Annotated in this window: 20 protein-coding genes and 3 pseudogenes; 9 read left to right on the forward strand and 14 right to left on the reverse strand. The window is 47.0% G+C overall.

The genetic code is table 11. The annotated features are described in order from the left end of the window. Positions 1 to 442 precede the first annotated feature (442 nt). The 8 genes from Len3610_RS12910 to Len3610_RS21850 all read right to left on the reverse strand — a co-directional run bounded on the left by Len3610_RS12910 (position 443) and on the right by Len3610_RS21850 (position 11597). Positions 443 to 2464 (reverse strand): serine hydrolase, encoded by a 2022-nt coding sequence (locus Len3610_RS12910; protein ID WP_176448310.1) that lies wholly within the window; start codon positions 2462 to 2464, stop codon positions 443 to 445. A 73-nt stretch (positions 2465 to 2537) separates the two neighbouring features. Next, positions 2538 to 5345: a gamma-glutamyltransferase gene (locus Len3610_RS12915; RefSeq protein ID WP_176448311.1), complete on the reverse strand. Its 2808-nt coding sequence runs from the start codon at positions 5343 to 5345 to the stop codon at positions 2538 to 2540. Positions 5346 to 5969: 624 nt separating this feature from the next. After that, entirely contained in the window at positions 5970 to 8843 is a 2874-nt protein-coding gene (locus Len3610_RS12920) for an N-acyl-D-amino-acid deacylase family protein (protein WP_176448312.1), read from the reverse strand. Between the two features lie 70 nt (positions 8844 to 8913). Continuing rightward, positions 8914 to 9606: a gamma-glutamyltransferase gene (locus tag Len3610_RS12925; RefSeq protein WP_176448313.1), complete on the reverse strand. Its 693-nt coding sequence runs from the start codon at positions 9604 to 9606 to the stop codon at positions 8914 to 8916. 557 nt (positions 9607 to 10163) lie between these two features. Next, on the reverse strand, positions 10164 to 10463 hold the full coding sequence (locus Len3610_RS12930; RefSeq protein ID WP_176448314.1) for a hypothetical protein: 300 nt from the start codon (positions 10461 to 10463) through the stop codon (positions 10164 to 10166). Beyond that, positions 10460 to 10582 (reverse strand): hypothetical protein, encoded by a 123-nt coding sequence (locus Len3610_RS21045; protein WP_255259603.1) that lies wholly within the window; start codon positions 10580 to 10582, stop codon positions 10460 to 10462. The genes Len3610_RS12930 and Len3610_RS21045 overlap by 4 nt, the downstream gene beginning before the upstream one ends. 692 nt (positions 10583 to 11274) lie before the next feature. After that, positions 11275 to 11403: a M73 family metallopeptidase gene (locus Len3610_RS21845; protein WP_176448315.1), complete on the reverse strand. Its 129-nt coding sequence runs from the start codon at positions 11401 to 11403 to the stop codon at positions 11275 to 11277. A gap of 116 nt (positions 11404 to 11519) precedes the next feature. Further along, positions 11520 to 11597 carry a TasA family protein gene (locus Len3610_RS21850; RefSeq protein ID WP_369693695.1) on the reverse strand — a complete coding sequence of 26 codons (78 nt, stop codon included), beginning with the start codon at positions 11595 to 11597 and terminating at the stop codon, positions 11520 to 11522. Between the two features lie 1231 nt (positions 11598 to 12828). Between Len3610_RS21850 and Len3610_RS21855 the strand changes: the two are divergent. The 9 genes and pseudogenes from Len3610_RS21855 (at position 12829) to Len3610_RS21860 (ending at position 16869) form a co-directional block, all read left to right on the forward strand. Further along, a pseudogene (locus tag Len3610_RS21855) lies at positions 12829 to 13067 on the forward strand (hypothetical protein). A gap of 192 nt (positions 13068 to 13259) precedes the next feature. Further along, a complete protein-coding gene (locus Len3610_RS12955) occupies positions 13260 to 13442 on the forward strand; it encodes a hypothetical protein (protein ID WP_176448319.1) in 183 nt (60 codons plus the stop codon). A gap of 119 nt (positions 13443 to 13561) precedes the next feature. Next, the gene (locus tag Len3610_RS12960) at positions 13562 to 13813 is read left to right on the forward strand and encodes a hypothetical protein (protein WP_176448320.1); all 252 of its coding nucleotides are present in this window, start codon (positions 13562 to 13564) and stop codon (positions 13811 to 13813) included. After that, on the forward strand, positions 13813 to 14019 hold the full coding sequence (locus Len3610_RS12965) for a hypothetical protein (RefSeq protein ID WP_176448321.1): 207 nt from the start codon (positions 13813 to 13815) through the stop codon (positions 14017 to 14019). The genes Len3610_RS12960 and Len3610_RS12965 overlap by 1 nt, the downstream gene beginning before the upstream one ends. After that, on the forward strand, positions 14009 to 14173 hold the full coding sequence (locus tag Len3610_RS12970; protein ID WP_176448322.1) for a hypothetical protein: 165 nt from the start codon (positions 14009 to 14011) through the stop codon (positions 14171 to 14173). Before Len3610_RS12965 ends, Len3610_RS12970 begins: the two co-directional genes overlap by 11 nt. Before the next feature lie 303 nt (positions 14174 to 14476). Then, positions 14477 to 14872 (forward strand): annotated as a pseudogene (locus Len3610_RS12975) (DNA starvation/stationary phase protection protein); the annotation flags it as partial. Between the two features lie 178 nt (positions 14873 to 15050). Then, complete coding sequence (locus Len3610_RS12980) at positions 15051 to 15191, forward strand: hypothetical protein (RefSeq protein ID WP_176448324.1); 141 nt, start codon at positions 15051 to 15053, stop codon at positions 15189 to 15191. Between the two features lie 46 nt (positions 15192 to 15237). Continuing rightward, positions 15238 to 16152, forward strand: a complete 915-nt coding sequence (locus Len3610_RS21050) for a CocE/NonD family hydrolase (RefSeq protein ID WP_255259604.1) — start codon at positions 15238 to 15240, stop codon at positions 16150 to 16152. A 594-nt stretch (positions 16153 to 16746) separates the two neighbouring features. Further along, entirely contained in the window at positions 16747 to 16869 is a 123-nt protein-coding gene (locus Len3610_RS21860) for a CocE/NonD family hydrolase C-terminal non-catalytic domain-containing protein (RefSeq protein ID WP_369693575.1), read from the forward strand. Between the two features lie 1155 nt (positions 16870 to 18024). Here the strand turns inward: Len3610_RS21860 and Len3610_RS12990 are convergent. From Len3610_RS12990 to Len3610_RS13010, 6 genes and pseudogenes are all read right to left on the reverse strand, one after another. Further along, on the reverse strand, positions 18025 to 18411 hold the full coding sequence (locus Len3610_RS12990; protein WP_176448325.1) for an endonuclease/exonuclease/phosphatase family protein: 387 nt from the start codon (positions 18409 to 18411) through the stop codon (positions 18025 to 18027). 76 nt (positions 18412 to 18487) lie between these two features. Beyond that, positions 18488 to 19486, reverse strand: a complete 999-nt coding sequence (locus Len3610_RS12995) for a serine hydrolase domain-containing protein (RefSeq protein ID WP_255259605.1) — start codon at positions 19484 to 19486, stop codon at positions 18488 to 18490. A gap of 16 nt (positions 19487 to 19502) precedes the next feature. After that, on the reverse strand, positions 19503 to 19958 hold the full coding sequence (locus Len3610_RS21055) for a serine hydrolase domain-containing protein (RefSeq protein ID WP_255259606.1): 456 nt from the start codon (positions 19956 to 19958) through the stop codon (positions 19503 to 19505). Between the two features lie 343 nt (positions 19959 to 20301). Next, a pseudogene (locus tag Len3610_RS13000) lies at positions 20302 to 21564 on the reverse strand (exo-beta-N-acetylmuramidase NamZ domain-containing protein); the annotation flags it as partial. Between the two features lie 97 nt (positions 21565 to 21661). Next, on the reverse strand, positions 21662 to 21925 hold the full coding sequence (locus tag Len3610_RS13005; RefSeq protein WP_176448328.1) for a hypothetical protein: 264 nt from the start codon (positions 21923 to 21925) through the stop codon (positions 21662 to 21664). Positions 21926 to 22356: 431 nt separating this feature from the next. After that, positions 22357 to 24888 carry an FIMAH domain-containing protein gene (locus Len3610_RS13010; RefSeq protein WP_176448329.1) on the reverse strand — a complete coding sequence of 844 codons (2532 nt, stop codon included), beginning with the start codon at positions 24886 to 24888 and terminating at the stop codon, positions 22357 to 22359. Between the last annotated feature and the right edge of the window lie 193 nt (positions 24889 to 25081).

Here is a 25081-nt window from a genome sequence, read left to right on the forward strand (position 1 = left end):
ATTAAAACGTGAGCTTTGCTTATTCCTCAAGAATTTGATCCCCCCTTCCAGTAAGCCATTATTCTATTAACCTATTGCTAATAGTATTTGATCAAACGTTTAATTAACTTCATTACAGCCTTCATAATGGGAACTCAACTTCTAATGTTCGAAGTCACCAAACCTCCTTTTTCATGATTAGATGTCTCTTCCTTCAAGCAGATAATGGCGCTGCTGGAAGTAACAGTTTTAAATTATCACCACCAATCCATGAGTTGTTCCGCATGTCAGAGACTTCCTCCAAAATCCCCTTCCTGAAGACTTCTTCATCGGAAGTCACTGCATGCCGATATACAAAACAACTCTGAAGTCTGGCATTCTATTATTCAAGCAGAGACTTATCTACCCGCTAAACAAACGTATCAACTCAACCCAAAACTTTGTGCCTTCTTATCTGTAAACTCTACTGCCAGTTCTCAATTAACGACTCCGCATCCGAATAAAGCGAATCATATGCCTCATCGGAAATCATCTCATTTTCTTCCTGATGATCGAGTAATTGTTTAAAGCTTTCCGTGTGACTAATGACTTTTTCTGCCTGATTGTTTTCTTCATAACGGCTCACTGCAGTTAAATGCGTTATTAATGATCTGACGGCATCGTCACTCTCAAAAGCGCCCTCCTCAGCGAAGCTCTCTACGCTTGTAATCATACTGCTTGCGCTGATCGGATCTACTTCTTCAAGCCCATCACGCGCTTCATTCAATGCCGCAAGTGCCGCATCAACGTCTGATTGGATGGCATCAGGATCGTTCAGTACATTTTCGGCTGCTGCCAACGCGTCCTGCAGAGCTTGCCAGCTTTCTTCTGTATAATCATTTTCATTCAAATTCTCAGCATTGATCTCATCCACCCGCATCTGGAGTTCTGTTTTATCAACTTCAGGGTCCTCCGGTTCGAACAGATCGTCCGGTGCACGGGGCGCGGATTCACCAGCAGTACCGACACCGACATATGCCCAATCGTTAACCGTACCTGAGCTGAAGTGTCCTAATCCTATCCATCCCCAGTCAAGAGAATCATCGGTGACTTCTACCTGCCAATCGTCAGGCTCTTCCTCACCATAAGGCCAAACCTTCGTACGTAGCTTATCTCCATCACGCTGCAATACGACCTGGTACCATGTGTCCTCTTCTACTGTAAATGGTAACTCTGCACTGCCAAGCAGACTGAAACTGCCATTTTGAACCTCGTTGATGCGTACTCGATTAGCCGATGAACTTGCATCTGGGCTGCGCATATCAATGTAGTAGAAATCCTCATCACCCGCTGAACCTGACATGTGGAGTCCTTGCTGGAACAACGTATTATTGACACCACTTGCACGTACCACACTGGACACTTCAACATCACCACGAACTTCGCCGACTTTGTCCCATACCAACGCACGACGGCCGCCATCAGGCAAATGCTCCAGCCGGCGTGGTTCATCAAGCACTGTCCAGCTGCTGTCTCTCCATAATGTTGACCAATCGTCCGGCTGCTCACCGGTTTCATATTCAGTAAAGTCAGTCGCATATTGGTCCGGCTCCGATGGGGGTGGCGCTGCATTTAAGTAATCCGCAATTTTTTCACCTATTTCGTTCATGGCGCTTCTTGCAGTCGGCTTGAATAGTCCGCTGGTTAACACAGCAGCATATACCGATTTGTTTCCCTGAGTGACAAGTGCCACATCATGCCTGATCTGAGGCGGACCTGATAATGAACCCCCTTTACTGGCGAACGTAGCGCCTGTTGCATGAGCAGGCAGACCTGCCGCCAATTTTTGCTCCCTCATAATTTTTAAAATCTCATCCTGTCCTTCCTCAGAAACGATATTGCCCTCGTCTATTGCTTTTAATATCCCGGCCATATCTTTAGACGTTGTTAAATTATCAAGCGGTGAACTGAAGTCCATCATATATCGTTGCAGCTCAGTTTGTTCACAGCCCATCTCCAGACAAGTTTCGTTTACTGCATCCATCCCGACTCTGTCTATGATCATGTTTGTAGCTGAGTTATCGGAAACGATGATCATTAATGTCAGTAAGTCTCTCAGGGTCATTGACTGATTTTCCGATAAATCATTTAAAATTCCTCCGCCACCAACGATATCTGATGAGTCTATTCCGATTTTTTCATCCAAATTCAGGATGCCCTCTTCTGCTTGTCTGATCGCTTCGACAAGAATAGGTACTTTGATTGTACTGGCAGCAGAGTATACTTCTGTTTCATTAACGTTAATTTCACCTTCACTTGTTTCGATAGAGATTGAAATATCGCCTTCATCAGAGGCTTCATCTACAATTCGCATTACCTCGTCTTCCAAGGTTTCAAATCGCGAATCATCCGTTTGACCATTTAACCATTGACCGGAAAAACCCAATAGTATGAAACATGCAATTGCTGTCATTGCCATTAAGATTTGTTTCATCAACTTTGGCATAATCGCCCCTCCTTTGATTTAATCCCCTTAGTGGCAAACAAATAGCCTGCCACTAAGGTGCTAATCTAACAGTCTATTGCCATGCCTCTAATAAGTTATCAGCGTGTCCTTTCAATTCATCAGCAGCCTGTCCGGTAATCAACCCATCATTTTCCTGCTGATCCAGAAGCGATTTGAAGCTCTCCATATGCTTAATAGCCTTATCTATCTTTTCCTCTTGTTCATAATGCTCAATAGACGTTAAGTGGGTACTGAGCAGCCGGGCTGTTTCCTCATTTTCAATATCTCCGCTTGCCTCAAAATCCTCAACCAGTCCCATCATCAATTCCACACTGGATCCCTCAGGTGGCGGGTCTTCTATCTCATCTCTATCAATGGCCATAGCACTTCCGCCGCCTCTTCGCTCAGGTTCAGCAGCTGCCCGGACATTTCCATCATTCAGAAACTCTAAACCGGTTGCAGCGCTGATTCCCTGTACAGCTGTATCCGCAGTAAATGTGTGGCCCATTTCTTCCAGCTCATCTAAAAGTGATCCGTATTTATCAAGATAAATTTCCTCATATTGTGCGCTCGCATGACTCAGGTTACGCTGTGACAGACGCGGCTCACTAATGGCTTCCGGCAATGTCATCCCAAGATCAAGCCGGCCAATGATAATCTGCAGGTTGGTTGTAATAATCCGGTTACTGGACGGGGAACCTACTGTCATCACAGGTTCGCCATCATTTGTCACAATGGTGGGAGACATAGCACTCAGCATCCGGAGTCCAGGCCGTGGTGCATTTGGATGATCCGGGTCCATCATTGGTGTCCGCCCGGAAAATCCATTATTCAGGATAAACCCATATCCCGGAACAACCATGCCGTTCCCTGCAATACTGTTGATTGTTTTTGTATAGCTGACAACATTTCCATCACTGTCGGCTACAGATAAGTCAATCGTTTCGGTCGGAATTTCCTCTTCCGCTTGCTGGGAATCAGCAGCATTTTGTTCCAGTGTCGTCATTTGCGTTTCCTCAGCCAGATTATTTACGGTAATTTCATCAAAAGAAATCGTGTTCCCGCTATCCGTATCAAAATTAATCATGCTCAGAAGTGCTCTTCCGAAAGCATTATCTTCCATTTCCTCTTCGGACAGCTCATGCATAACATCCCAGTCATCCGGTTCATTCATGTCGTCATTCCAAAGACGGGCGCTAAGCTGATTACCTTCAGCTTTCAGGCGCAACCAATGCCAGTCAGTTGACAGATCCGTATCCGCCGTGTCAAATGTTGTTGAACTGCCATCATCTCTTCCGCGTAAAATTAACCTTTGATCATCAGCTCTCAGTTCAATTCCGTAGCCATTTTCCGCCATTGAACTTCCGGAACTGAACCGGTCTGCCTGAGTCCATAATCGCAGGCGCTGGTCATTTCCCAGCTCATTGAACCTGAATTTCACCAGTAATTCACTCTCATTTAAGGCACTCATATCCGGGGTAATGAGTCCATAAGCACTGCCGTTACCCGGCTGCCGTTCATCCAAAACGACCTGTCCGGTATTGTCCTGAATACTGAAATCCGCACCAAGCGGAGTCCCTGGCCATGAATGAAGATCTGCAAAGACGATTGGGTCCCATTGCTCACCATCGTTTCCCTCAAAATCATGATGAAATGCAACACCATCATCTTCCGGCGGCTCAGGTTCTTTATCCGGATCTTCTTCATACGGCCAAGGATTCCCTGGAGCAACTTGTCCAATCGTAGCGAAGTCATCCGATATATTCTGCCTGCGCTCAGCAGCATAGCCTTTTGACATTAAACCGACTGCCGGAACCTCCGTATGTGCCGGATCGCCCATATACATGCTGCGGTCTGCGAATGCGTATCTGGAAGCTTCAAGAAAGTAATGATATGCCTGGGTTTCAGACATATTGCCAAGATCATAACCCTCCAAAATATTCAGTATCTCACTGATTGTGACACCGCTTGATGACGGCGGTACACTGTAAATATCATTTCCGCGATACGTTGTATGGGTCGGCTCTTTATGAAGCACTTCATAATTCTCCAGATCATCCATCGTCATGTTCCCTGGCAATACCTCCCTTTGCGGATTATCCACCACAGGAGGATTATGGATCGTATCTATAATGGCCTCCGCAATCTCACCTTCATAGAAAATCTCACTGCCATGTTCAGCGAGCAGCCGATAGGTGTCGGCGAGATCAGGATTTTTCATGATGGTTCCTTGTTCCGGGACCTCGCCATTTTCATCAAGGTAAATAGCTTTAGCGCTTTCGAAAAGCCGGAGTTTATCAGCATTTTCGCTTGTTTCCCGAATAAAGTTAGGATCCGCTGCAAATCCTTCTTCCGCAACTTCTATTGCCGGCTGCAGCACGTCACTTAAAGACATGGACCCATGTTCTTCCAATGCCTGCTCCCAAGCTTTAACCGCCCCCGGAATACCTGTTGCCATCCCGCTTGAGCTGCGGACCGATGCAGGATAGAGTTCTCCTGTTTCAGAATTAATGAAAGAATCAGGCCCAAAATTTTCACTCGTTTCGGTTACATGATCCAGAATCAGTGAACGGTCCTCCTCAGCAAGGTAAATATTCATAAAACCCCCACCGCCAATTCCACCTGAAAAGGGACGTGTGACACCTTGTGCCGCAGCCGCTGCAACAGCTGCATCAACCGCATTACCGCCATTTTTTAGGATCTCTGTCGCTGCATTGGATGCCTCTACGTGCTCAGTTGCGACTGCTCCACCGTCACCGACAGCCGTCGGGTTTTGTCTGGGATCTTCTGGATAACCGGCAGACGTTGTGACGGGAGCAGTAGTGACCAGAAGCATGATTAGAAACACAGTCATGAATAGTCTCAGCCATTGTTTCGGCATAAAAATCCTCCTCTTTTAAAAAATCTCCCTGCGACAAATCATTTTCTGTCACAGGGAGTCACCCTCTCGTCAACGTTGTCTTCTGCAATTTTTTAATCGGCAGCCAAACCGACATGTTTTGGTCGTGAGTGTCGTTTTCGGGCCTATTTCCGGTGCTTTCTCCTGTCCTTTTATACAAAGATGTTCTCAGGGAATTTTCAGCACTTTTTCTTGCTGTTTTGAAATTGAGAAGCGCTCTCTCTGACGTTTCAGCAATTTTTCCTGCCATTTTGGACTAGAGAAGCGCTCTCTCTGACGTTTCAGCGATTTTTTCCTGCCATTTTGGACTAGAGAAACGCTCTCTCTGACGTTTCAGCGATTTTTCCTTGCCGTTTCGGACTTGAGAAGCGTTCTCTCTTACGTTTCAGCGATTTTTTCCTGCCGTTTTGGACTAGAGAAGCGCTCTCTCTGACGTTTGAGCCGAATTTTCTGCCGTTCTGGATTTGAGAAACCCTCGCAAACACCTCTTGCCGGCTATTTTGGCCTTGAGAGCTGCTTTGCTTTCATTCAGAAAACGTTCTCTCAATAATGCGGCCTTCTTTCAATTCACGTTTGCTCTCTCAAGCATCCAATGACACTATCGAATCACTCCCACGCTTCCAGCAGGTTATCGGCATGTGTCATCAGCGCATCAGCTGCATCCGCAGAAATTGTACCTTCAGCCTCCTGATAATCCAACAATTGCTTAAAGCTGTTCATATGCTTAACTGCCTTGTCCATGTCGCCCGATTCCTCGTAATGGCCTACAGTGTTCAAATGGGTTTGCAGCAAGCGCGCCGTTTCTTCATCCTCGATTTCACCTTCGTCTGCAAAACGATCAACCAGCTCTTTCATGCCGTCAATGCTGGAAGGTTCGGCATCACCCAGAAATCCTCTTACCTCATCTTCACCTTCAATCTGAATCGTAACGGTCGGACGGTCATCGGTTATCCCGGTCTCATTCTCATCAATGATAACCGAGAATGTCCGCTCGTCATCATCATTCAGGAGGCCACGGCCTGTAAAGCTTGTCCAGCCGTCTGCCGTTTGAGTTTTTCCAAATCCTGTCGCTTCAAAATCCAGATCGGCTTCTTCGTCCTGAACAGTGAATGACCCATCAGCCTCCACATCTTCTTCACCTTGCTGGAGGGAAAATGCGATTTCTGCTCCTGTTGCTGAATTCGGTTCATCCATGTCGTAGAGCGCTCCCGCATTTTCGATGTCAACCGCTTCCGTTGTCATCGGGCGGGTCGGCATATTGGCATCACGCTTCAGTGCCTTACCAGCTTGTACACCTGTTAGTTCGGCATTTTCCATTGCAAATTCACCATTGACCAAAACATGCTCAATGCCGTCTGCATATTGTTTCGGATCGTCAAATGTCGCGTTGTCAATAACGGTATCCGGATCAAAAATCGTAATATCCGCGGTCATCCCTTCAGCAATAAATCCGCGATCTGTTATGCCGATCGTGCTTGCCGGCAATCCTGTCATTTTTTGGACCATGGTTTCCCAATCCAAAAGCCCTTCTTCTCTTACATAATTGCCGAGCGCACGCGGCTGTGTGCCATATCGCCTTGGATGGGTACTGCTTGATGTCGTTGCACCGCCATCAGATGCAATGGACGTTGTCGGGTTGTTAAGAATTCGTTCAAAATCATCTTCATGGCCAAAGTTATAAATCGACCTTAAGCTTCCCTCTGTTTCCAGAATCCGCATCGTTGTTTCACCTGCTGTCAGTTCTTCTTGCTCTTCTTCTTCTTGCGGCTCAGGGATATCCGCTGTCATGCTCCACTCTTGGGGTTCTTCACTTTCATCATTCCAGAGACGTGCCATGAGCTGACCATCTTCAACCCGCACTCTTAAGGAATGCCAGTCGGTTGTCATATCAGCATCGACACTGCCGTAATTGGTGGAGCTTCCGTCCTCTCTGCCATATAAGGTCAGTTCATCATTTCCAAGGTGCAACTCGATGCCATATCCATTTACTGGGAAAGAACTGCCCGAGCTGAAGTCATCAGCCTGCAGCCAGAACCGGATTCGCTGGTTGTTTCCGACATCACTGACTTTAAAGCTCATGTACGCTTCACTGTTATTTTCCAATTCATCCATGACAGGCGTTGTTTTGCCATAAGCGCTGGCATTACCTTGCATGCGTTCATCGATTTCAACTTTTCCGACATTGTCTTCCACGTTGTAGTTCACCGCATCAGATGGATAGGAAAACAGCTGTTCAAAGGAATCGGATTCCCATTCCCCGCTGTCAGTGAAATCGTAATCAAAAGCGGTATTGCCTTCTGAATCCTGAACATTTATTTCATCAATATCAAACGTGATGTCACTGTCATAATCAAAGTTGAGGAAACCTAAAAGCGCCTGTCCATCCCTGGTATAGTTGAAACCCTCATCCATGTAGTCAGCAAGGGTCATTTGTCTGGTAGGAAAGTACACATCTTCCGGTCCTTCCACCCGGCTATGCATAATGTCTTCAATTTCCGCTTCAATCTGCGGACGGAGCTCTGGATCAGCGAAACGTTCGAGCATCGCATCCCATCCGCCATCCTCTACCCATGGGGGCACAATTGCCGTCAAGCCAGTCTGACTGCGGAGATATGGATAAACATCCGCTGTCGCATAAGTCCCGCGGTCATTTGCTTCTTCAATCAGACCAACCGTTTCGTCGGATTTTCCCCAATTATCCGGTCCCATCACCTTCATATGCGTGATATGCGGAACAAGACCCGCTTCTTCGCCGATTTCAATTGTTTCAGCTGTTGCATCTACTACGTCATTATTCTCATTGCGGATATGATGCTGAAAATAGGTCCGCCAATCATCGGCTGCACTGACGACATCAATGACTTCCTCTGTCGTCGCATAATACGCGGGCCGATAGAACAACCCGGCGGAAACACCAAAAGCACCATCTTCCATGCCTTCAGTGATCAGCCCCTGCATCTCACTGATTTCGTCTTCCGTTGCGCGCCGGTCTTCTTCACCGACGACTTCTTCCCAGACGGAATTGAATCCAATATGGGCACCGATGTTGATGCCTAAACCTTCTTCCTCAAGGTCAAAACGCTCCTGGAGGTCTGTCGGGCCGCCGCCATCAACATTTAAAATTTCTGTTGTGACACCTTGCGTCAGGGAGCTTTGTGCTTCCTGAAGCGCTGACGTTGATGCGTGGCTGTGAATTTCAATAAAACCTGGCGTTACAAACTGGCCATCCGCATCCACTTCTTTTTCTGCTGCAGCATTTTCCAGATCGCCAATTTTGGCAATAACGCCATTTCGCAAGCCGATATCTGCATCATATTGCGGCTGACCGGATCCATCGATAATTGTGCCATTCCTGATAATCGTGTCATAAACCGCTTCCTCCTGTGCCTGCACAGTATTTCCAACGGACGCCTGTGAAAATGTTCCGATCAGCAGTACAAAAACCGCTGCCATCATCGTCAATTGACGCAATTTAAACATAATCATCCCTCCTTGTTGGGGGTCTGTCCCCCGTTGCGCTAAAGCGTTAATGTGGTGAGGGACAGACCCCTCACTCCCATTCATCCATCAGATCATCAGACGCTGCCGTCAACTCCTCATAAGCTTCTTCTGAAATCAAATCATTCGCCACTTGATGGTCAAGCAGCGTGTTAAATCCATTCAGATGCTTAACGGCTTTATCCATGGATCCTGAGCTTTCATAATGAGCCAGCACTGCCAAATGGGCGTCAGCATGCCGTTTTGCGTTCGCATCATTAAATTCGCCGTCATCTTCCAATTCATCAGCGAGATACTGCAGATATGCAACCGTCGATGCTTCAGGTGGCAAATCATCAGCTGTAATGCCGATTGCTTTGCCTTCTCTGGTTGAATCAGCGGCACCAAAGTACGCTCCGCTTTCGGAATCAATCACTAAACTGTTGACGTTGCCGATTTCACCTGCTGACGCTTGCCATTCATGCCCCATTGCTGCCAGCTCTTCCCGTACGTCTGACGGGATGCCGGACTCCCAGCTGATACTTGGATAAGAACTGCTGAAAATCCGCGGTTCTTCAATCGCATCCTTAAGCTCCATATCATAACCGATCACATTGACAATCGTCTGCATGACGGACGTAATAATGGTAGTACCGCCCGGTGAGCCGACTGTCATGAACGGTTCACCGTCCTGTAAAACAATCGTTGGTGTCATGCTGCTTAACGGCCGCTTGTTCGGCTCAACTTGATTCGCGCCGCCTGGCACACATCAAAGTCGGTCAGTTCATTATTCAGCATATCGCAATCTTACCGATATCCGTATCGATTCTGCGATACTTGCTCATCGTTGTGGTGTATGAGACGAGATTGCCTTCGTTATCGGCAACGGGTAAAATGTTGTCGTCTCACATTGTTTTGTCGCCGGCCTTTTCACTGATCTTCAGAGGCTCACCTTCTGAATATCCCATGGGTTACCCGGTTCGACATCATCATTTGCCTGCTCCGGATCAAATTAGCCAAACCCTTTCATCCAATATAGTCGGGATGAGCAGTCCTTCAGCTGGCACATCACAATTCCGGATCACCCATATAGGGCGCCTCTGTCCGCATAGGCAAGGTGCATCGCTTCGGCCATATGGTGGTTATTTGTCAGGCTGACGGATATCATGTTGTGTCAGGTCCATCTCTTCAAACACTCCAGCATCTGCAGCATGGTCAGACCACCGGACTTGGCGGGGCCATTGATGCATATCATAACCTCCTATTACTCACCCCATACCGGTTCTTCGTAGGTGACTTCATAATTGCTCAAATCTTCCGGTGTCATGCTGCTGTCACGCTTTCGACTCCTCGACAGAGCTTCGCCGATTTCACGTTGTAATACGTCGTTGCCATGGCTTCGGCAATCAGGGCTGTACGTCTTAGCCAAATCTTCTGCACGAGCAGATCGCCTTCTTCCCGGCGTTCGCCATCAGGCAGGAAACGTTCTTTTGCCGCGGTATTTGACAATTTTTCCGCGTTACTGGCATCGCGTCGGCAGGACTCGATTGACTTCAACGCCTTCTTCGCCATTTCGATGGAAGGTTCCAACAGCTTGTCATTGAGCGGGTGCCCATTGATCAAGAGCGGTTTTCAAGCCTTTCAGCCGTCCCGGTACAACAACTGATTTGCCGCTTCGGACCCGTTTCCTGAGGCATCGGGTCACCGTCTTCGTCTAAAAACATATCAGGTGTTTTGCACATTCGGGGCCGCTCCCTGCTGTTATGGACGACACATCTTCCGTTCGGCGTCATAGTACATCAAAAACCGCCACCACCGATACGGACATCATCGTTCATTAACATTCAAGGCAAACTGATCGCTACAGCCGCCATCAATCGCCATTGCCGCCATTTTTCAGCACATCTGCCCCGACTTCAGATGCCAATGGATGGGCACTTACCACCATGCCATAATCGCCTCTGCCGTCTGTTCATCCTTTATGCCTGTGCACTGGCAGTGAGTCCGGCCGGCATACGATGTGAAGCAGAAGAATCAGTGACATGAAAATTGACCAGCCCATGCGAATCTTTGTGTCACAATAAAAAAACTCCTTTCTTCTTGAGGATCTTTCTTTTAGTGTCTGTCCCCCATCACTTTAATGCGTTAATGTGATGAGGGACAGACCCCGCAATTATTCTCTTTCACCCGGCTTGCTGTGCATTAAATGTCATTCCAGTTCCACGAATCACCTGAAATTGGTTCTGGTCTCGCCGTTTTATCGACAAAATTGAACTGGACAACTAAATCATCGAAGCGATCCGGCTCCAGACCGTCTTCAAGCAGCGGATCAAAACATGTTCATTCACCGCTTCAGGTGACATGTCCTCCAATTCTGCCAATGTTGTTTTGATATCACTTCATCCATTTGTCCGCGTTGTTACAAAATTCGACCTCAATTATGCTCCTCCAAAGTCACCCGTGTGTTGTCACCTCTGCATCGATGACGTTCATAATTTGTTTCAGGAGTACTTTGGTCGATTGCGACTGATCCGTTATTCTGCAGTTCAAAATCGCGGGTCATCGAATCTCCTGGCTGAATGTGTCAACATCAATCACCTGCGTCGGTTCACCGGCCAAATCAAGCGTACCGGCCGGCAAACGTATTGTTCGTAGCCTCGCTGTCGCTGAAAATAGGCATTACGTCCCTCCTCCAATCAGGGATAAACCGAGTGCCGCCGACATCACGCCCATGCCTAATTGCTTTTTAATCCCCATTAAAACGCCTCCTCTAAAGATTTTCCCTGGCAAGCAGGTGAATTTATTTTTGATGCCGCATAGAATGGGTGTCTATGACATTTCAAACGTGTTCGTTCAGATTCTGTTTTCACTAGGGGGACAAAGGGTCAGACCCCTTGTCCCACAACCATCATCGGGCTAATAGAAATCATGGTTGCGTTTTTCATAGTTCTGGAAATAGCTATCGTTGATGACACGGCAGAAAAAGTACAAATACCCCTGTCCTGCATTTAAACACCTTTCGTGAGTTGCGGAATAACAATGAATGAAACTGATAATTGCGGTATCTTATGATATTGCCATGATGCGGGAATCCTGCTAAATTTTTATAGGCTGATATAATTAGTAAATTTTTTGTGGAATCATAGAGTTCTCAGGAGAGGTTAATGGATCATGGATTCACGTATTGTCTGTCACTTCCTGTTGATGTATGAATCACCCGACGACAAAATTGGGGTTGAAGTGCCAATATTTTTCTAATAATTGAAATCTTATAATAGACTATCAAGTTATCATGCTGCCGTCTATATAACTTAAGATTCACTTTCCATATTTCTATAATTTTCCTGTCATTTACTAGTACTTTTAAGGGGGTCTGTCCACTGCTTTAACGCTTTAGCGTGGTAGGGGCAGACCCCGCCGCAAAATCTTCCCCAAATCTTTGACGCGCGTCAAATTATCTTTCCTTGCGCATGTCTTATTATAAGTCAGAGGAAAACAAAACTCGCAAATAAATAACAAAGGAGACGATGCGTGATGTTTATTCAATGGATTCATAGTACCAAAAGCCAATCACATTTATTCGGGAGCTTTATTGATTCTCGCACTTATCCAAATTTCGCGGGCTATTATGACGTTACGTCAGGGGATTTAGTTCATTGCTACGATAATTGCCGGTGTGCCAATTTTCCTTAAAGCGTATCAGGCCTGCACGCATGAAAGCTTTCAGTATTGAATTATTTGGTAACAATCGCCGTCATCGGGCGCTGTTTATCGGTGATATGTCGAGTCTTCCGTTGTGACGTTTCTGTTCTTTATTTCGGGATTATCTGGAAGCACGCACCTGCAAAAAACCGTTCGTCGTTTAAAAAAGAACTTGTTGACATGGCACCACAGGAAGCAACGGTGATCCGCGATAGCGATACGGAAACAATTCCGGTAGAAGAAAGTTGCTGAAGGCGACCGCATTATCAATCCGTTCCGGCGGCAAGTGCCCGTCGACGGCAGTATTATATCTGGCCAGGCATCCTTGAACGAAGCAGCTGTCACCAGCGAGTCGGTCCCGCAGCGAAAGCCAAGATGATAAGTTTCAGCGGAACCGTTCTTGATAATGGTTATATTGAAGTTGTCGCCAGAAAGTCGGCCAATGATACAACATTTGCCAAAATCATCGAGCTGGTTGAAGAAGCTCAGGATTCCCAAATCAAAAACACAAAAATTCCTGGATAAATTCGCAAACATCTATACACCGGCCATGTTGTTCTGTCAGTGCTCGTTACCTGTGACGCATGACTTGCACTTAAGCGATTACCCTTCCTGGTTGTCGCCTGCCTGTGCTCTTGTCATCGGTGCCCAGTATCAAACGTCGCCCGGTATTGGTAACGGGCGCGAAAATGGGGTGCTCGTTAAAGGCGGCGAGTTATGGACAATTTCTCCAAAAGTCGATACCCTTGTATTTTGATAAAACCGGTACAACTGACGAAAGGGAGACCGGAAGTGACCAACATTCAAACCTTTAACGGCTATAAGGAAAATGCCTTGTTACAACTGGTGGCTAAAGCAGAAAGATATCCGAAACCACCATTTGGGCCAAAACGATTGTGAAAAGAGCTGAAGCGCGAAATCTTTTCGCTGGATCAGGACCGGAGACAGCGACGTCATCAAAGGAAATGGGATTAAAACAACACTCGCAGGCCATGCATAGCCATAGGCAACGGAAATTGATGAAAACAGAAAAGGCATCCATTCTGAAGAGTCGAAGCTTATCAACAGACGTGAAAAGCAGGCAACACGCCATTTCGCAGCAGTCGACCGGCAAGGTCGCCGGTATCTTTCTCATCGCAGACCAAATCAGGGGAAATGCAGCAGAATCCCTGGCAGAAATGAGGGAAAATGGCATCAAAGAAAATCGTCAATGCTCACCGGCGACAAACAACACACGGCAAGAACTCGTTGCTGGAAAAGCTGGGCATTGATGACGTTCATGCGGGAATTACTGCCGGGAAGACAAAAGTACCTTGGTCAAACAATAAAGAAGCCGGCACACAAGTTGCTTATGGCAGGCGACGGCATCAATGAACCCAGCAAATCGCAACGGCAGATAATCGGGCTGGCAATGGGGAGAAGGAAGGCGGAAACAGACATTTCGATGGGAAACGCAGATGTGTCTTATGGCCGATAAATTATCGCAATTCTCGCATGCGTACGCGCTATCAAAGCAACCATTCGAAAACATGAAACAAACACCTTCCTGGCAGTCGGAAATCGTCTTTGTCCTTCTTGCAGGTGTACTCGGCGGCATCATCACCTGGCATCCCGGCATGTTTCATCCATGAAGCAAGCGTCCTGCTCGTCATTTCTGAAACGCCATGCGACTGATCGCTTCAATCATAAAATATGAGCATAGGGGGGTCTGTCCCCCAACACGCTAAAGTAGTAAAGCAATGAGGACGCCTCACAAAAAAGCCTCGGAAATTGACTGGGTCAAGGAATCGATATCTTTTAGAATATTAATGAAAATAGACATAGAAAGGAGAGATTCAATATGGCAACCGAACATGCACATCACCATGCAACAGCAGCATTTATGACGAATCAATTGTAAGCAAATTTAGGACTGTAATGTCAAGCTTCATCAGTATCACTGGCACGTACAAGGGCCGCATTTCTTCACACTTCATGCGAAATTTGAAGAGCTGTACAACGAAGCAAACCAATATTTCGATGCGTTTGCTGAACGATTAATCGCCCTTGGTGAAAAACCTTATTCGACATTAGGCGAATTCATCGAGCATTCTTTCATCCAGGGAAACGTATACGATGAAAAAATACCAGCCGAAAAAATGGTCGAAAATCTAGTAGAAGATTACCGGACAATCCGCGATGTAACCGTGAAAGGCATCGAACTGGCCGATCAGGAAGAAGACCCTGTCACCGAAGACATGCTGACAGAATATAAGGCAAGCATCGACGCCAACATTTGGATGCTCCAAGCTTATCTTGGAAAAGACCCACACGAAGGCGAGGAAGAATAAATTAGGCGGGGACTGTCCTAACACTTAACGCAGTAGCGTAACGGGGGACAGACCCCTACTCAAATCACTACTTTCGACTAGTTTCCTCTTTCTATTCAGAAAGTTAGTACAAATTCTCTTCCTATTTTCTGCTAGACACTAACTATAATCACAACTAATAGATTAGGAGGGATTTTTGTTGAAAAGTGGCAGCAAATTTTTACCGATTATGCTGATGTTTTTTGTGGCAGGTGCTTTGACCTGGCCGTCATTTGCAGATGCCAGTACAGAAGGCGATTCTGCATTGGATGCTACTGGCCACCAGCTTGAAACGGTGTGACAGAAACCAATCTATTCAATATGAGGATGCGATCAGAAAACCATCTATGTCGAAATCGTCATTAGACAGCGATAACGACGGTGAACGTGATCATATCGCAGTAGACATTATTCGTCCTCAGGAAACAGAAGGCGACCTGGAAGTGCCTGTCATAATGGATGCAAGCCCTTATTATGAAAGTCTTGGACGTGGAAATGAATCCGAGATTAAGGACCCTGACGGTGATGGCAACAATGAGAAATTCCCGCTATTCTACGATAACTATTTTGTCCCGAGGGGTTATGCCGTCGTGCTGGTCGATATGGTTGGCACCAATAATTCCGACAGCTGTCCGACAACTGGAGGCTATGAAGAAACGGAAAGTGCCAAAACGGTTGTTGAGTGGCTGAATGGTAAAGGAACTGCCTGGAATGAAGATGGTGAAGAAATCGAAGCTGACTGGACGACAGGTAAAACCGGGATGATTGGGAAATCGTATGATGGAACCATTGCCAATGGGGTTGCCGCTACTGGTGTTGAAGGTCTGGAAACCATTGTGCCAATCGGTGCCATCAGCAGCTGGTATGATTATTACCGCTATGACGGCATTCCATTTTATCCGAATGGACCGAGTGGTTTGGCCGAAACAGTCGTCAGCAGTGACAGTATTGAAGAATGCGCACCTGTCAGGGATGAAGTCAGAGCAGGGGCTGACGACGAGACTGGTGATTACAATGACTTTTGGGACGAGCGTAATTTTGTGAAAGACGCTGATAATGTCAATGCCAGTGTTTTCGTTATCCATGGATTGAATGATTATAATGTCAAAGCCAATCATTTTTCCAATTGGTGGGAAAAACTTGCCCAAAATGATGTGCCGCGGAAACTATGGCTGACACAGACTGGTCATGTCGATCCGTTTGATTTCAATCGGGCGGAATGGGTAGACACGCTTCATAAATGGTTTGACTATGGCTGCTGATATCGACAATGGGCATTATGATGAGCCGAGGTTGACATCGAGCGTTCAGCCGATGAATGGGAACTATTCATCCTGGCCATTGAAGATTCCAAATCTGTTGAAGTAAACCTTGGGTCCGGCGACAGAAGAATTGCCTGGAACAATGGCACCGCCTGTCAAAGAGAAATTTCAGTCAAACGTTCACAGACAATCCGCAGACAGAACAGGAAATGGTGGAAGATAAATTTACGGCAAAAGATGATCGATTAATGTTTTTGTCTCCTGAATTAAAAAGAAGATATGACATTAAGCGGTGTCCCTGAAATTGATATTCGAGCGACAGTGGTATGGAGAGGGATACAAACTGACAGCCTTAATTGTCGATTTATGGATCAGATGAACGCGTGACCATCGAGACCAGGGTGGAGGCATTCGTACACTGGATACTGAATCGTGCTGGGGTGAAAGCACCGATGTGGACGACGGCTGTTATAAAGAAACAGAAAGACGACGCACACAGCACCTTACGAAATTGTCACCACGGCTGGATGGATGCCAAATTGGAAAGGATAGGACAGACGATATTTCTGACGCCTGGAAAAACTATCGTTTCCAGTGGGTACGCTTCCGAGGGACTATGTTTTCAAAGAAGGCCATCGTATTGGTATTGTGATTGCAGGCAGCGATGACACTGGGCTCATGACGGATGAACCCGGGCAACGTTTAACGTTGATTTGAACCAAAGTCATGTGAACTGCCTTGTCGGCGGCAAAAAGGCTTTTGAAGCAATGGGGGCTTCCGTATATACAGAATCTTATTGACGAGCTGAAGGATGATGGCGCGTTCAATGACGAAGATGCAGCCCGCCACGTTGAACAACATTTAACGGCTCTCGCGCAATACAAAACTCAGCTTCGATGGATAAAGCGATAAAAACATCTTAATAATTAAAACGCTGCTTGAACACCAGAAGAACCAGGAATTGATTTCAGAAGCAGCTTACAACCAGTTAACATCTGCATCTGATAGATTACTGGAGATTGGTAGTTTATGTATGAGGGTCTGTCCCCAACGCAAGCGTTAACGTTGGACAGACCCACAATGTACTGAAAACAACGATTGAAAAACTTGGTTATCCAGTGCTTCAAACTTTATGACATGACCCGTGTTATCACGTGTGGATTTCCTTTTGGGGTCTGTCCCCATCACTCTAACGCGTTTGATGAGGGACTGACCCTATACTTAGTGTTTCATAGACCCTCTGACATTTCCTGCTGATGATTCAGCAAGTTTTTAAAGCCTTCCATATGTTTGACGACTTTTTCCGATGCGTCCTGGTCTTCATAATGGCTGACAGCAGTCAGATGAACGTTCAGGGAGCGGGCCGTTCAGTATCAGCAAATTCTCCTTTTTCTCAAAATATCTACAAGTCTCTTAAAACCGGATGCGTCTAACGGATGGTTCCCAGGCTCGACGATGACATCGGCCGTTACTGGAAGATGGTCGGAAGCCTGTGACGGAAACATTGGCAGACTCGACTTCATCCGGTGCTGTTACACTAGTCAATCGTTATCCGGGAAATCTGCGGGACGTATAGCCTGGTCCTCCTCAGTCAATGTCCACGTATCCTCAAACTGCTGAAAAGTGGTGACAGTTCAGGTGAATCAGGTGTTGCGTTCATATCACCGACCAACACTATTGCTGTGGCTGGAGGTGATATTCAGCATGTCATCAACTTGCATTTCCCAATCATCGGATCTGATCGGTAATCAAGGTGTGTGACATAAAACCATAGCTCCTCGCCGCTGACATGGATTTGCGCTTCAAGAAAGCCAGAGCAGGTTCGGAGCAGGGTCGTCATCCTGGGTGGACAGTCTCGCGATTTCACGGTTCTTAGCTATGTATGATTGGGTATTTGCTTAAACGGCTACACCGTATTGCCTTCTCGTTCGCCTGGTGCGGGCGGGTCCAATAAAACAAGCCCATGTTCAAGGTATCGGCCAGCATTTCAATTTGATTTTCAAATTCGCTCCTGCTGCCCCAGTGAACATCAACTTCCTGCAACCCAATGATGTCTGCACCCGATTCGCGAATCGTATTGGCGAGTCTGTCCAAATTGTAATGGCCATCAGTCCCAATACCAGTATGCATGTTATAAGTTGCAATCCTGACTGTCTTCTCGTTATCGGGGTGATTATTTTCTGCACTGACATTTTCAGCAACAGCTGAAGACACGGTCAAAATCACAAGTACAGCCATAAGCATATAACACTTTTTCACATCAATCCCTCCATTTCTTGGGGGGGTCTGTCCCCCATCACTCTAACGCGTTAATGTGATGGGGGACAGACCCCTCTCACCACTTCCCAATCAAATAATCCGCGTTCCTATTGAGCGTTTCATAGGCATCCTCTGACATATTTTCCTGCTGATGATTCAGCAAGGTTTTAAAGCCTTCCATATGTTTAATCACTTTAGCAACTGCGTCTTTATCTTCATAATGGCTGACAGCAGACAGGTGAAGCTTCAACGAATGGACTGCACGTTCACCAGCAAACGCATCATCATCCGCCAAATCTTCCACGAGTGCATTCATGGAGGACGCGCTCCATGCGTTCATGGCATCGGCTGTTTTCCCTGCCACTGCCTGCCGTATCGGATTGGTGGATGGAGCATCACGCGTCGGGTGGACTTTATTTGTCAGTAAAATCGCCACCGCATCTTTCGCCGGATTAATCACGATCGACGTGCCTGTAAAACCGGTATGCCCCATCGTTGCCGGCTCGGATAATGCACCCATATACCAATCCTGGTTCAATTCCCACGCCAGACTGTGCGCATTTCCCGGAAATTCAGGCAGCTCATTTGTCTCCATGATGTCAACGGTTTCCGCTTCAAGAATGCGAGTCCCCTCATATTCCCCGTCATTCAGAATCATTTGCGCAAACACTGCCAAATCCTGTGCCGTTGAAAATAATCCGGCGTGACCGGCAACACCATCCATTGCCCACGCATTCTCATCATGCACCTCGCCCCAAACGATTTCTCTATCTGTCTGTGGCTGGTATTCTGTTGCTGCAATACGGTCTTTCAATGATTCAGGCGGATTGAACATCGTGTCCGTCATGCCGAGCGGCTCGGTAATATGCGTTTGGATATAATCATCAAGCCGCTCACCTGAAATTTCCTCAATCAATGCGGCCGTTGTGATCATGTTCAGATCACTGTATCCGTAATGCGTCCCGGGCTCATAATCTAATGGCGTCGCGAACACTTCCTGATAGGCTTCCTCACGGGATTCCGTTGTTTGATAAAGCGGAATCCACGCCGGGAAACCGGATGTGTGTGTCAGCAATTGCCTGATCGTGACATCAGACTTTCCATTTTGTGCAAATTCCGGAAATGTACGCCGCTACGGAATCGTCCAGGTTAAATGCACCCTGCTCATATAACTGCATCGCAGCCGTCGCCGTGAACACTTTCGTAATCGAGGCTAAGTCAAAAATTGTATCAGTTTGCATGTCGACCGGGTTTTCCATTTCGGTAAATTCATCATCCAAATAACGTGCTGCATCGCCATACGCGTCCTCTTTCACAATAGTTCCGTTTCTGGCCGCCAAAACGACAGAACCTGCCATGTACTTATCGGCAATCGCCTCCTGAATAATACCATCAATGTCATCCAGCGGCCCCTGAAGCATCTGCTCACTGCTTGGCGGTCCGGGCTCTACAACGGGCGCAACAGCTGTGGCCTTTCCAGAACCTGCAAAAAATACCGAAGCGAGCACAGCACAAGTCAGCGTTATCGAGATCAACTTGTTTGTCATTCTTATATCTCCTTTCATTTGGGGTCTGTCCCCCACCGCTTTAACGCGTTAGAGTGATGGGGGACAGACCCCCCAATTATCCCCACTGTCCGATCATTGATTCTGTTTTGGCTTCCAGGGCCTCATACGCTTCGTCTGAAATCTGCTCATTTTCCAGTTGCTGTTCAAGCAGCAGTTGGAAGCTCTCGATATGTTTGGCCACTTTATCAGCGGATTCACTTTGTTCAAAACGGTCCACGGCTGTCAAATGCATGGTGAGGGAGCGGACGGCTTCATCATCAGCGAACGCCCCTTCATCCTCAAAGCGTTCCACCATCTCGATCATCTCCTGGGCACTTGTTGTGTACAGCAGATAATCACGCCGGACGTCTTTAAAGTCCTCCAAGCCTTCCTGCCAGTTTTCGATAATCGCATCAACCGATGTGCCATTTTCGATTTCGTCACGCACCCAGCCATTCCCGATCAAGTTATCGAAAAATGAGACACCCTCACTGTTCTCTTCACGGAATGCAAAATCGTCCGGATACATATCATGAATGGTTTTCACGATGGTCAGTCCCGTCTTGACAGGCTGATATTCTGCGCTGTCTTTAATGTGAATTTGAATGCCCCCGGACAGTTCGCCGGCATGTTTTGAAAATTGCGGTGTAAAATAGGCTGACCTGAATTGCACACCAGGCAACCCGGCAGCATTCAGCTCTTCCGCCAGATCGGCACCGTCAATGAACGGCGCGCCAATCAGTTCAAACGGTTTGGCTGTGCCGCGTCCTTCAGAGACATTCGTTCCCTCAATCAAGGCAGCACCCGGATAGACATTGGCCGTATCAAGCGTTGGCATATTCGGTGATGGCAGCACCCACTCAAGTGGTGTATCATTGTAATCCATCGAACGCTCCCATCCATTCATTTCAACCACTGATAAATCAGCACTCAGGTCAAACTCCTCGTTGAATAAAAGCGCCAATTCCCCAACCGTCATACCGTGCCGAAGCGGAATCGGATACAAGCCGACAAACGATTCATAGTCAGGGTCAAGGACTGGCCCCTCGACTTTCACACCCCCGATCGGATTCGGACGGTCAAGCACCATAAATTCAACATCATTCTCCGCAGCTGCTTCCATCGCATACGCCATTGTGTAAATGTACGTGTAATAGCGGGTGCCGACATCTTGAATGTCAAATAACAGCACATCCACATCCTCCAGCATTTCCGGTGTCGGTTTCCGCGTTTCACCGTACAGACTGTATACCGGCAGCCCCGTTCTTTCATCAATATAAAATTCAACATAATCCCCGGCCTGTTCACTTCCGCGGACACCATGCTCCGGCCCGTATAAGGAAACAAGATCCACATCCGGGTCGTTATGCAGTGTATCAACAATACTGTTTAGCTCCTGATCAACACCTGTAGGATTCGTGATTAACCCGACGCTCTTACCCTCCAGCTGATCCAACTGTTCATTAAGCAGTACTTCAACACCCGGCGAAAAATTTTCCTCGTTATTTGGACCATTGCTGCTCTCTTCACCGTCACTGGCTGCAGCCGCTGGTAATGATGCCAGCAAAAGGACAACTGCCGCCATCACAATAGACCATTTTTTCATTGATCTCCCTCCATTATTAATATTTGCCACCCAAGCAGAATCGGCGAGGGTGATTAACCCTCCCGGATCATTTTTATGGATTAGCTTATATAAGATTTTAAGTCCGGATTGACATTGTTCGTGCTGTTGCTTCTGCGGGAGTTTGCGATGCTGTCGTACGTTCTCGCACGTTTTGAAGATGTCCTCGCATGATTGGCGGTGACTCTCCCAGATTTGAAGCCTCCTCGACCTTTTTAGGATGTTCTCGATTGATTCGTACCACTGTCGATCGATTTTGGGAGGCTCCCAATCGTTCGTACCACTGTCGATCGATTTTGGGAGGCTCCCAATCGTTCGTACCACTGCCGATCGGTTCTGGCATGCTCCCGATCGAATTCGAAGTTGTCTCGATCGATTTTGAAAGCGCTCTCGCACGTTTTGAGGATTCCCTTGCACGGTTTGGAGTTCTTCTCGCACGGTTTGGGCTGATCCTCGCACGTTTTGAGGTTGCTCTCGCACGGTTTGAAGCTGTTCTTGCACGATTTGATATCGTTCTCGCACGATTTGCGACCTCTCCCGCACGATTTGATGTTCCCCTCGCACGCTTTCGGCCGATCCTCGCACGTTTTGAGATTACTCTCGCACGGTTTGAAGCTGTTCTCACACGATTTGAGACCGATCTCGCACGATTTGCGACCTCCCCCGCGCGATTTGAGGTTCCCTCTCGCACGATCCCAATCCGCTCCCGCACAATTCACAGCCCCCTACGCCCCCTATCACAAGAAAGAAGCTCTATACTATAAATCTTTTAACCTACTGCCACTTCTCTATCAGCGCATCAGCATCATGGTTAAGGATGTTAAATGCCTTTTCGGAAATCATATCGTTCGCCTGCTGATGGTCGAGTAAATCTTGAAAACCCTCGACATGCTTAATGACTTTCTCCGCTGCTTCCTGTTCCTCATAATGACTGACCGCTTCCAAATGAACGCTTAAGGAGCGAGCAGCACTGGCATCCTCAAACTCCCCGTCATTTTCGTAGCGTTCAACCCGTTCTTTCATACCTGCCGCGGTCGTCAAAATCGTTTCGTCTCCCGGATAAATCGCATTGGAAAGCAGTCTGTACAAATATTCCGGATGATCCCTGAAGCCGACCTCCAGCCCCATTAGTGTGACACCTTGATGGTTGCCTTTCGTGATCACCGGTTGGCCTTGTGCGGCTTCAGCGTCTTCCCAAAATCCGGCTTTAAACAAGTCCTGATCTGCAAAAGAGGCTATCACTCTATCATTTTCGATATTTGTATACCAGACAGGATTATAGACAAAGCCAACGTCCTGATCATCGTACCCGGCAGTCAGTGATGTATCCTTATAATTCACGTTGACAACGCCATTACTGTTCCGGGCACCGGTCTTAATGTCGGCATCGGTCAGGCCGAGCTCAGCAGCAGCATTGGAGGCACTTGAGCCAATGGCAATATATTTTCCGCCGTCAGCTATAAACGTGTGAATGTTTTGCCTATACGCGTCACTGTCATCGATGCCGGAACCGTTCGCCACCAGGACGTCGTAACCATCTAATCCGTTTTCAGTAATCTGTTGCGGTTCAATTTCATCCACTGCAAATCCAAGCTCTTGGAGGGCTGTCCTGATACCGTGCTGGCCGCCATCCTGTAAAACGGCAACATTGACATGATCCAGCTCTTCTGCATCGTCAGGGATTGATGCTGTATTCACAGTGATTCCGGATTGTTCGACAGCCTGGCGCAGCGTATCCCCGTTGCTGCTTTCCACATAAAAATGACCGTTCTCGCCTCTATAAACCGGAATATCGTTCTGGATCAGCTCATTGACCAGTGAAACAGCTGCAACTGAACTGTTCGGGACTTCATACGGACCGTCGCCGATAAGTTCACCTTGTATATCCAACTCCCCGGCTTCTTCAACCTGAATATCAATCTCTGAATCTGTCGGGATTGCAGCAAACCCCCATAATTCCGGCAGATTCCACGCCGAAATATCATACATGGCGCTTGCCTGATCACTAATGTCTTCACCATCCCAAAGGAGTGTATTGGCTAAACTTGCTTTTGGCTGATCCAGTGGCACAATAAACGTTCCTGCATCATATTGGTCACCGTCAACGGTAAAGGACGTTTCGGCTTTTTCGACTTCAACATCATGCCTGATGAGATTATTCACAGCCTTCTCTGTTACAGTGGGATCTGTTTCGTCAACAGGCAGTACATAAGCTTCCGGAAAAAATCCATCGTCGTGTTCAGGATGGTCAAATTGAATCCCGCGTCTGAAAATATCCAGCTGGTTTTTCGTCATGTCCATTTTGTTGTCCGATGCAAATTTCAGTGATCCCATCACCGCATCAAAATGCCATTTGACACCATCCACACTGTTGTTTGGTGTTTCGAGCGTATGACCGTAAATACCGTGAAGCATGGCATACATCGGTGTGAAAATCGGTGGATAGTCATCCCATCCATCCTCAGCATCGCGATACGGAATGTGGGTTCCTTCCATATTTTGATATAGATCCGTTTCATAATCCTGCTTGTTTGCCACGAGCTCCGCTTCCATTGCTTCAGCCTGATCCAGGGCGTGTTCCAGGTATAAATCATGCTCATAGTTAGGGTTGTGCGGCCCGGTCGTCGGCTCAATCAGGCCGGGGCTCTCATTTGACCGAATAATGAAACCATGTAAATCAAGAAAGACCATTGGATTCCATTCAGTTATTAAATCAACATTTGCCGCTGATTCCGGTTGCGAAAGCGTCACGTGATCACGGTTAAGATCAAAACCTTCTGCATTTTGTCTGGTTCCTAAAATACGTCCATCGGGATTATTCACGACATTAAACACCAGAACGTTGTTGTCGAGAATGTGCTCCGTTGTTTCATCATTGTCATAAGCAAACCTGTCAATCAACTGCAGTACGGCATCAGTCCCCGGATACTCATCACCGTGTATTGAGCCATTCACCATAAACGGAACTTTAAAATCAGGGTTTTCCTCAATAAAGTCTTCAGCCTCTTCCGGATTCGCAATCATCTCCTCCCGCATCGCTTTGATTTGCTCAAGATCATCTTCCGGTTCAGAAATGACCACACTGTACAGGTCATGGCCTAACGACGATTCGCCAATAACTTCAACCGAAACACGGTCACTTTCGTCTTCATGCTCTTCAAGAATCGAATGGATTTCTTCATATGGCACTGGATTGTAAGGTGTTTCATCTGCCTGAACCGTGCCGGATACGGGCATGATAATTGTTACTGCAAACATGAATGCAAAGAATAGCATGTAAAAAGTTTGTTTTCTTACTGGATACATTTTAAGTCTCCTCTCGTTTTTCTATGAAGATGGGTGATAGAAAAATAGTGCTGACATTCTATCGAGGTTTCGGGCTTGTTTACTGCCTGCTTTGGACGACGGAATTGCTTTTCTGACTTTGCGGGGCCAGCACCGTAAACAATCTGCCTAACCGTTTAATCGAAAAGGCAGCCGCTCTAAAAATGTTTCCAAT

The organism is Lentibacillus sp. CBA3610 (genome assembly GCF_013373365.1).
Lineage (GTDB): Bacteria > Bacillota > Bacilli > Bacillales > Amphibacillaceae > Lentibacillus.

Coding starts and splice junctions, on each gene's coding strand:
- Len3610_RS12910 (WP_176448310.1), bottom strand. CDS start 2,464: ATGCCAAAGTTGATGAAACAAATCTTAATGGCAATGACAGCAATTGCA.
- Len3610_RS12915 (WP_176448311.1), bottom strand. CDS start 5,345: ATGCCGAAACAATGGCTGAGACTATTCATGACTGTGTTTCTAATCATG.
- Len3610_RS12920 (WP_176448312.1), bottom strand. CDS start 8,843: ATGTTTAAATTGCGTCAATTGACGATGATGGCAGCGGTTTTTGTACTG.
- Len3610_RS21045 (WP_255259603.1), bottom strand. CDS start 10,582: ATGTGCAAAACACCTGATATGTTTTTAGACGAAGACGGTGACCCGATG.
- Len3610_RS21845 (WP_176448315.1), bottom strand. CDS start 11,403: ATGACCCGCGATTTTGAACTGCAGAATAACGGATCAGTCGCAATCGAC.
- Len3610_RS21850 (WP_369693695.1), bottom strand. CDS start 11,597: ATGGGGATTAAAAAGCAATTAGGCATGGGCGTGATGTCGGCGGCACTC.
- Len3610_RS12955 (WP_176448319.1), top strand. CDS start 13,260: ATGGACAATTTCTCCAAAAGTCGATACCCTTGTATTTTGATAAAACCG.
- Len3610_RS12960 (WP_176448320.1), top strand. CDS start 13,562: ATGAAAACAGAAAAGGCATCCATTCTGAAGAGTCGAAGCTTATCAACA.
- Len3610_RS12965 (WP_176448321.1), top strand. CDS start 13,813: ATGACGTTCATGCGGGAATTACTGCCGGGAAGACAAAAGTACCTTGGT.
- Len3610_RS12970 (WP_176448322.1), top strand. CDS start 14,009: ATGGCCGATAAATTATCGCAATTCTCGCATGCGTACGCGCTATCAAAG.
- Len3610_RS21050 (WP_255259604.1), top strand. CDS start 15,238: ATGTCGAAATCGTCATTAGACAGCGATAACGACGGTGAACGTGATCAT.
- Len3610_RS21055 (WP_255259606.1), bottom strand. CDS start 19,958: ATGACAAACAAGTTGATCTCGATAACGCTGACTTGTGCTGTGCTCGCT.
- Len3610_RS13005 (WP_176448328.1), bottom strand. CDS start 21,925: ATGCCAGAACCGATCGGCAGTGGTACGAACGATTGGGAGCCTCCCAAA.
- Len3610_RS13010 (WP_176448329.1), bottom strand. CDS start 24,888: ATGTATCCAGTAAGAAAACAAACTTTTTACATGCTATTCTTTGCATTC.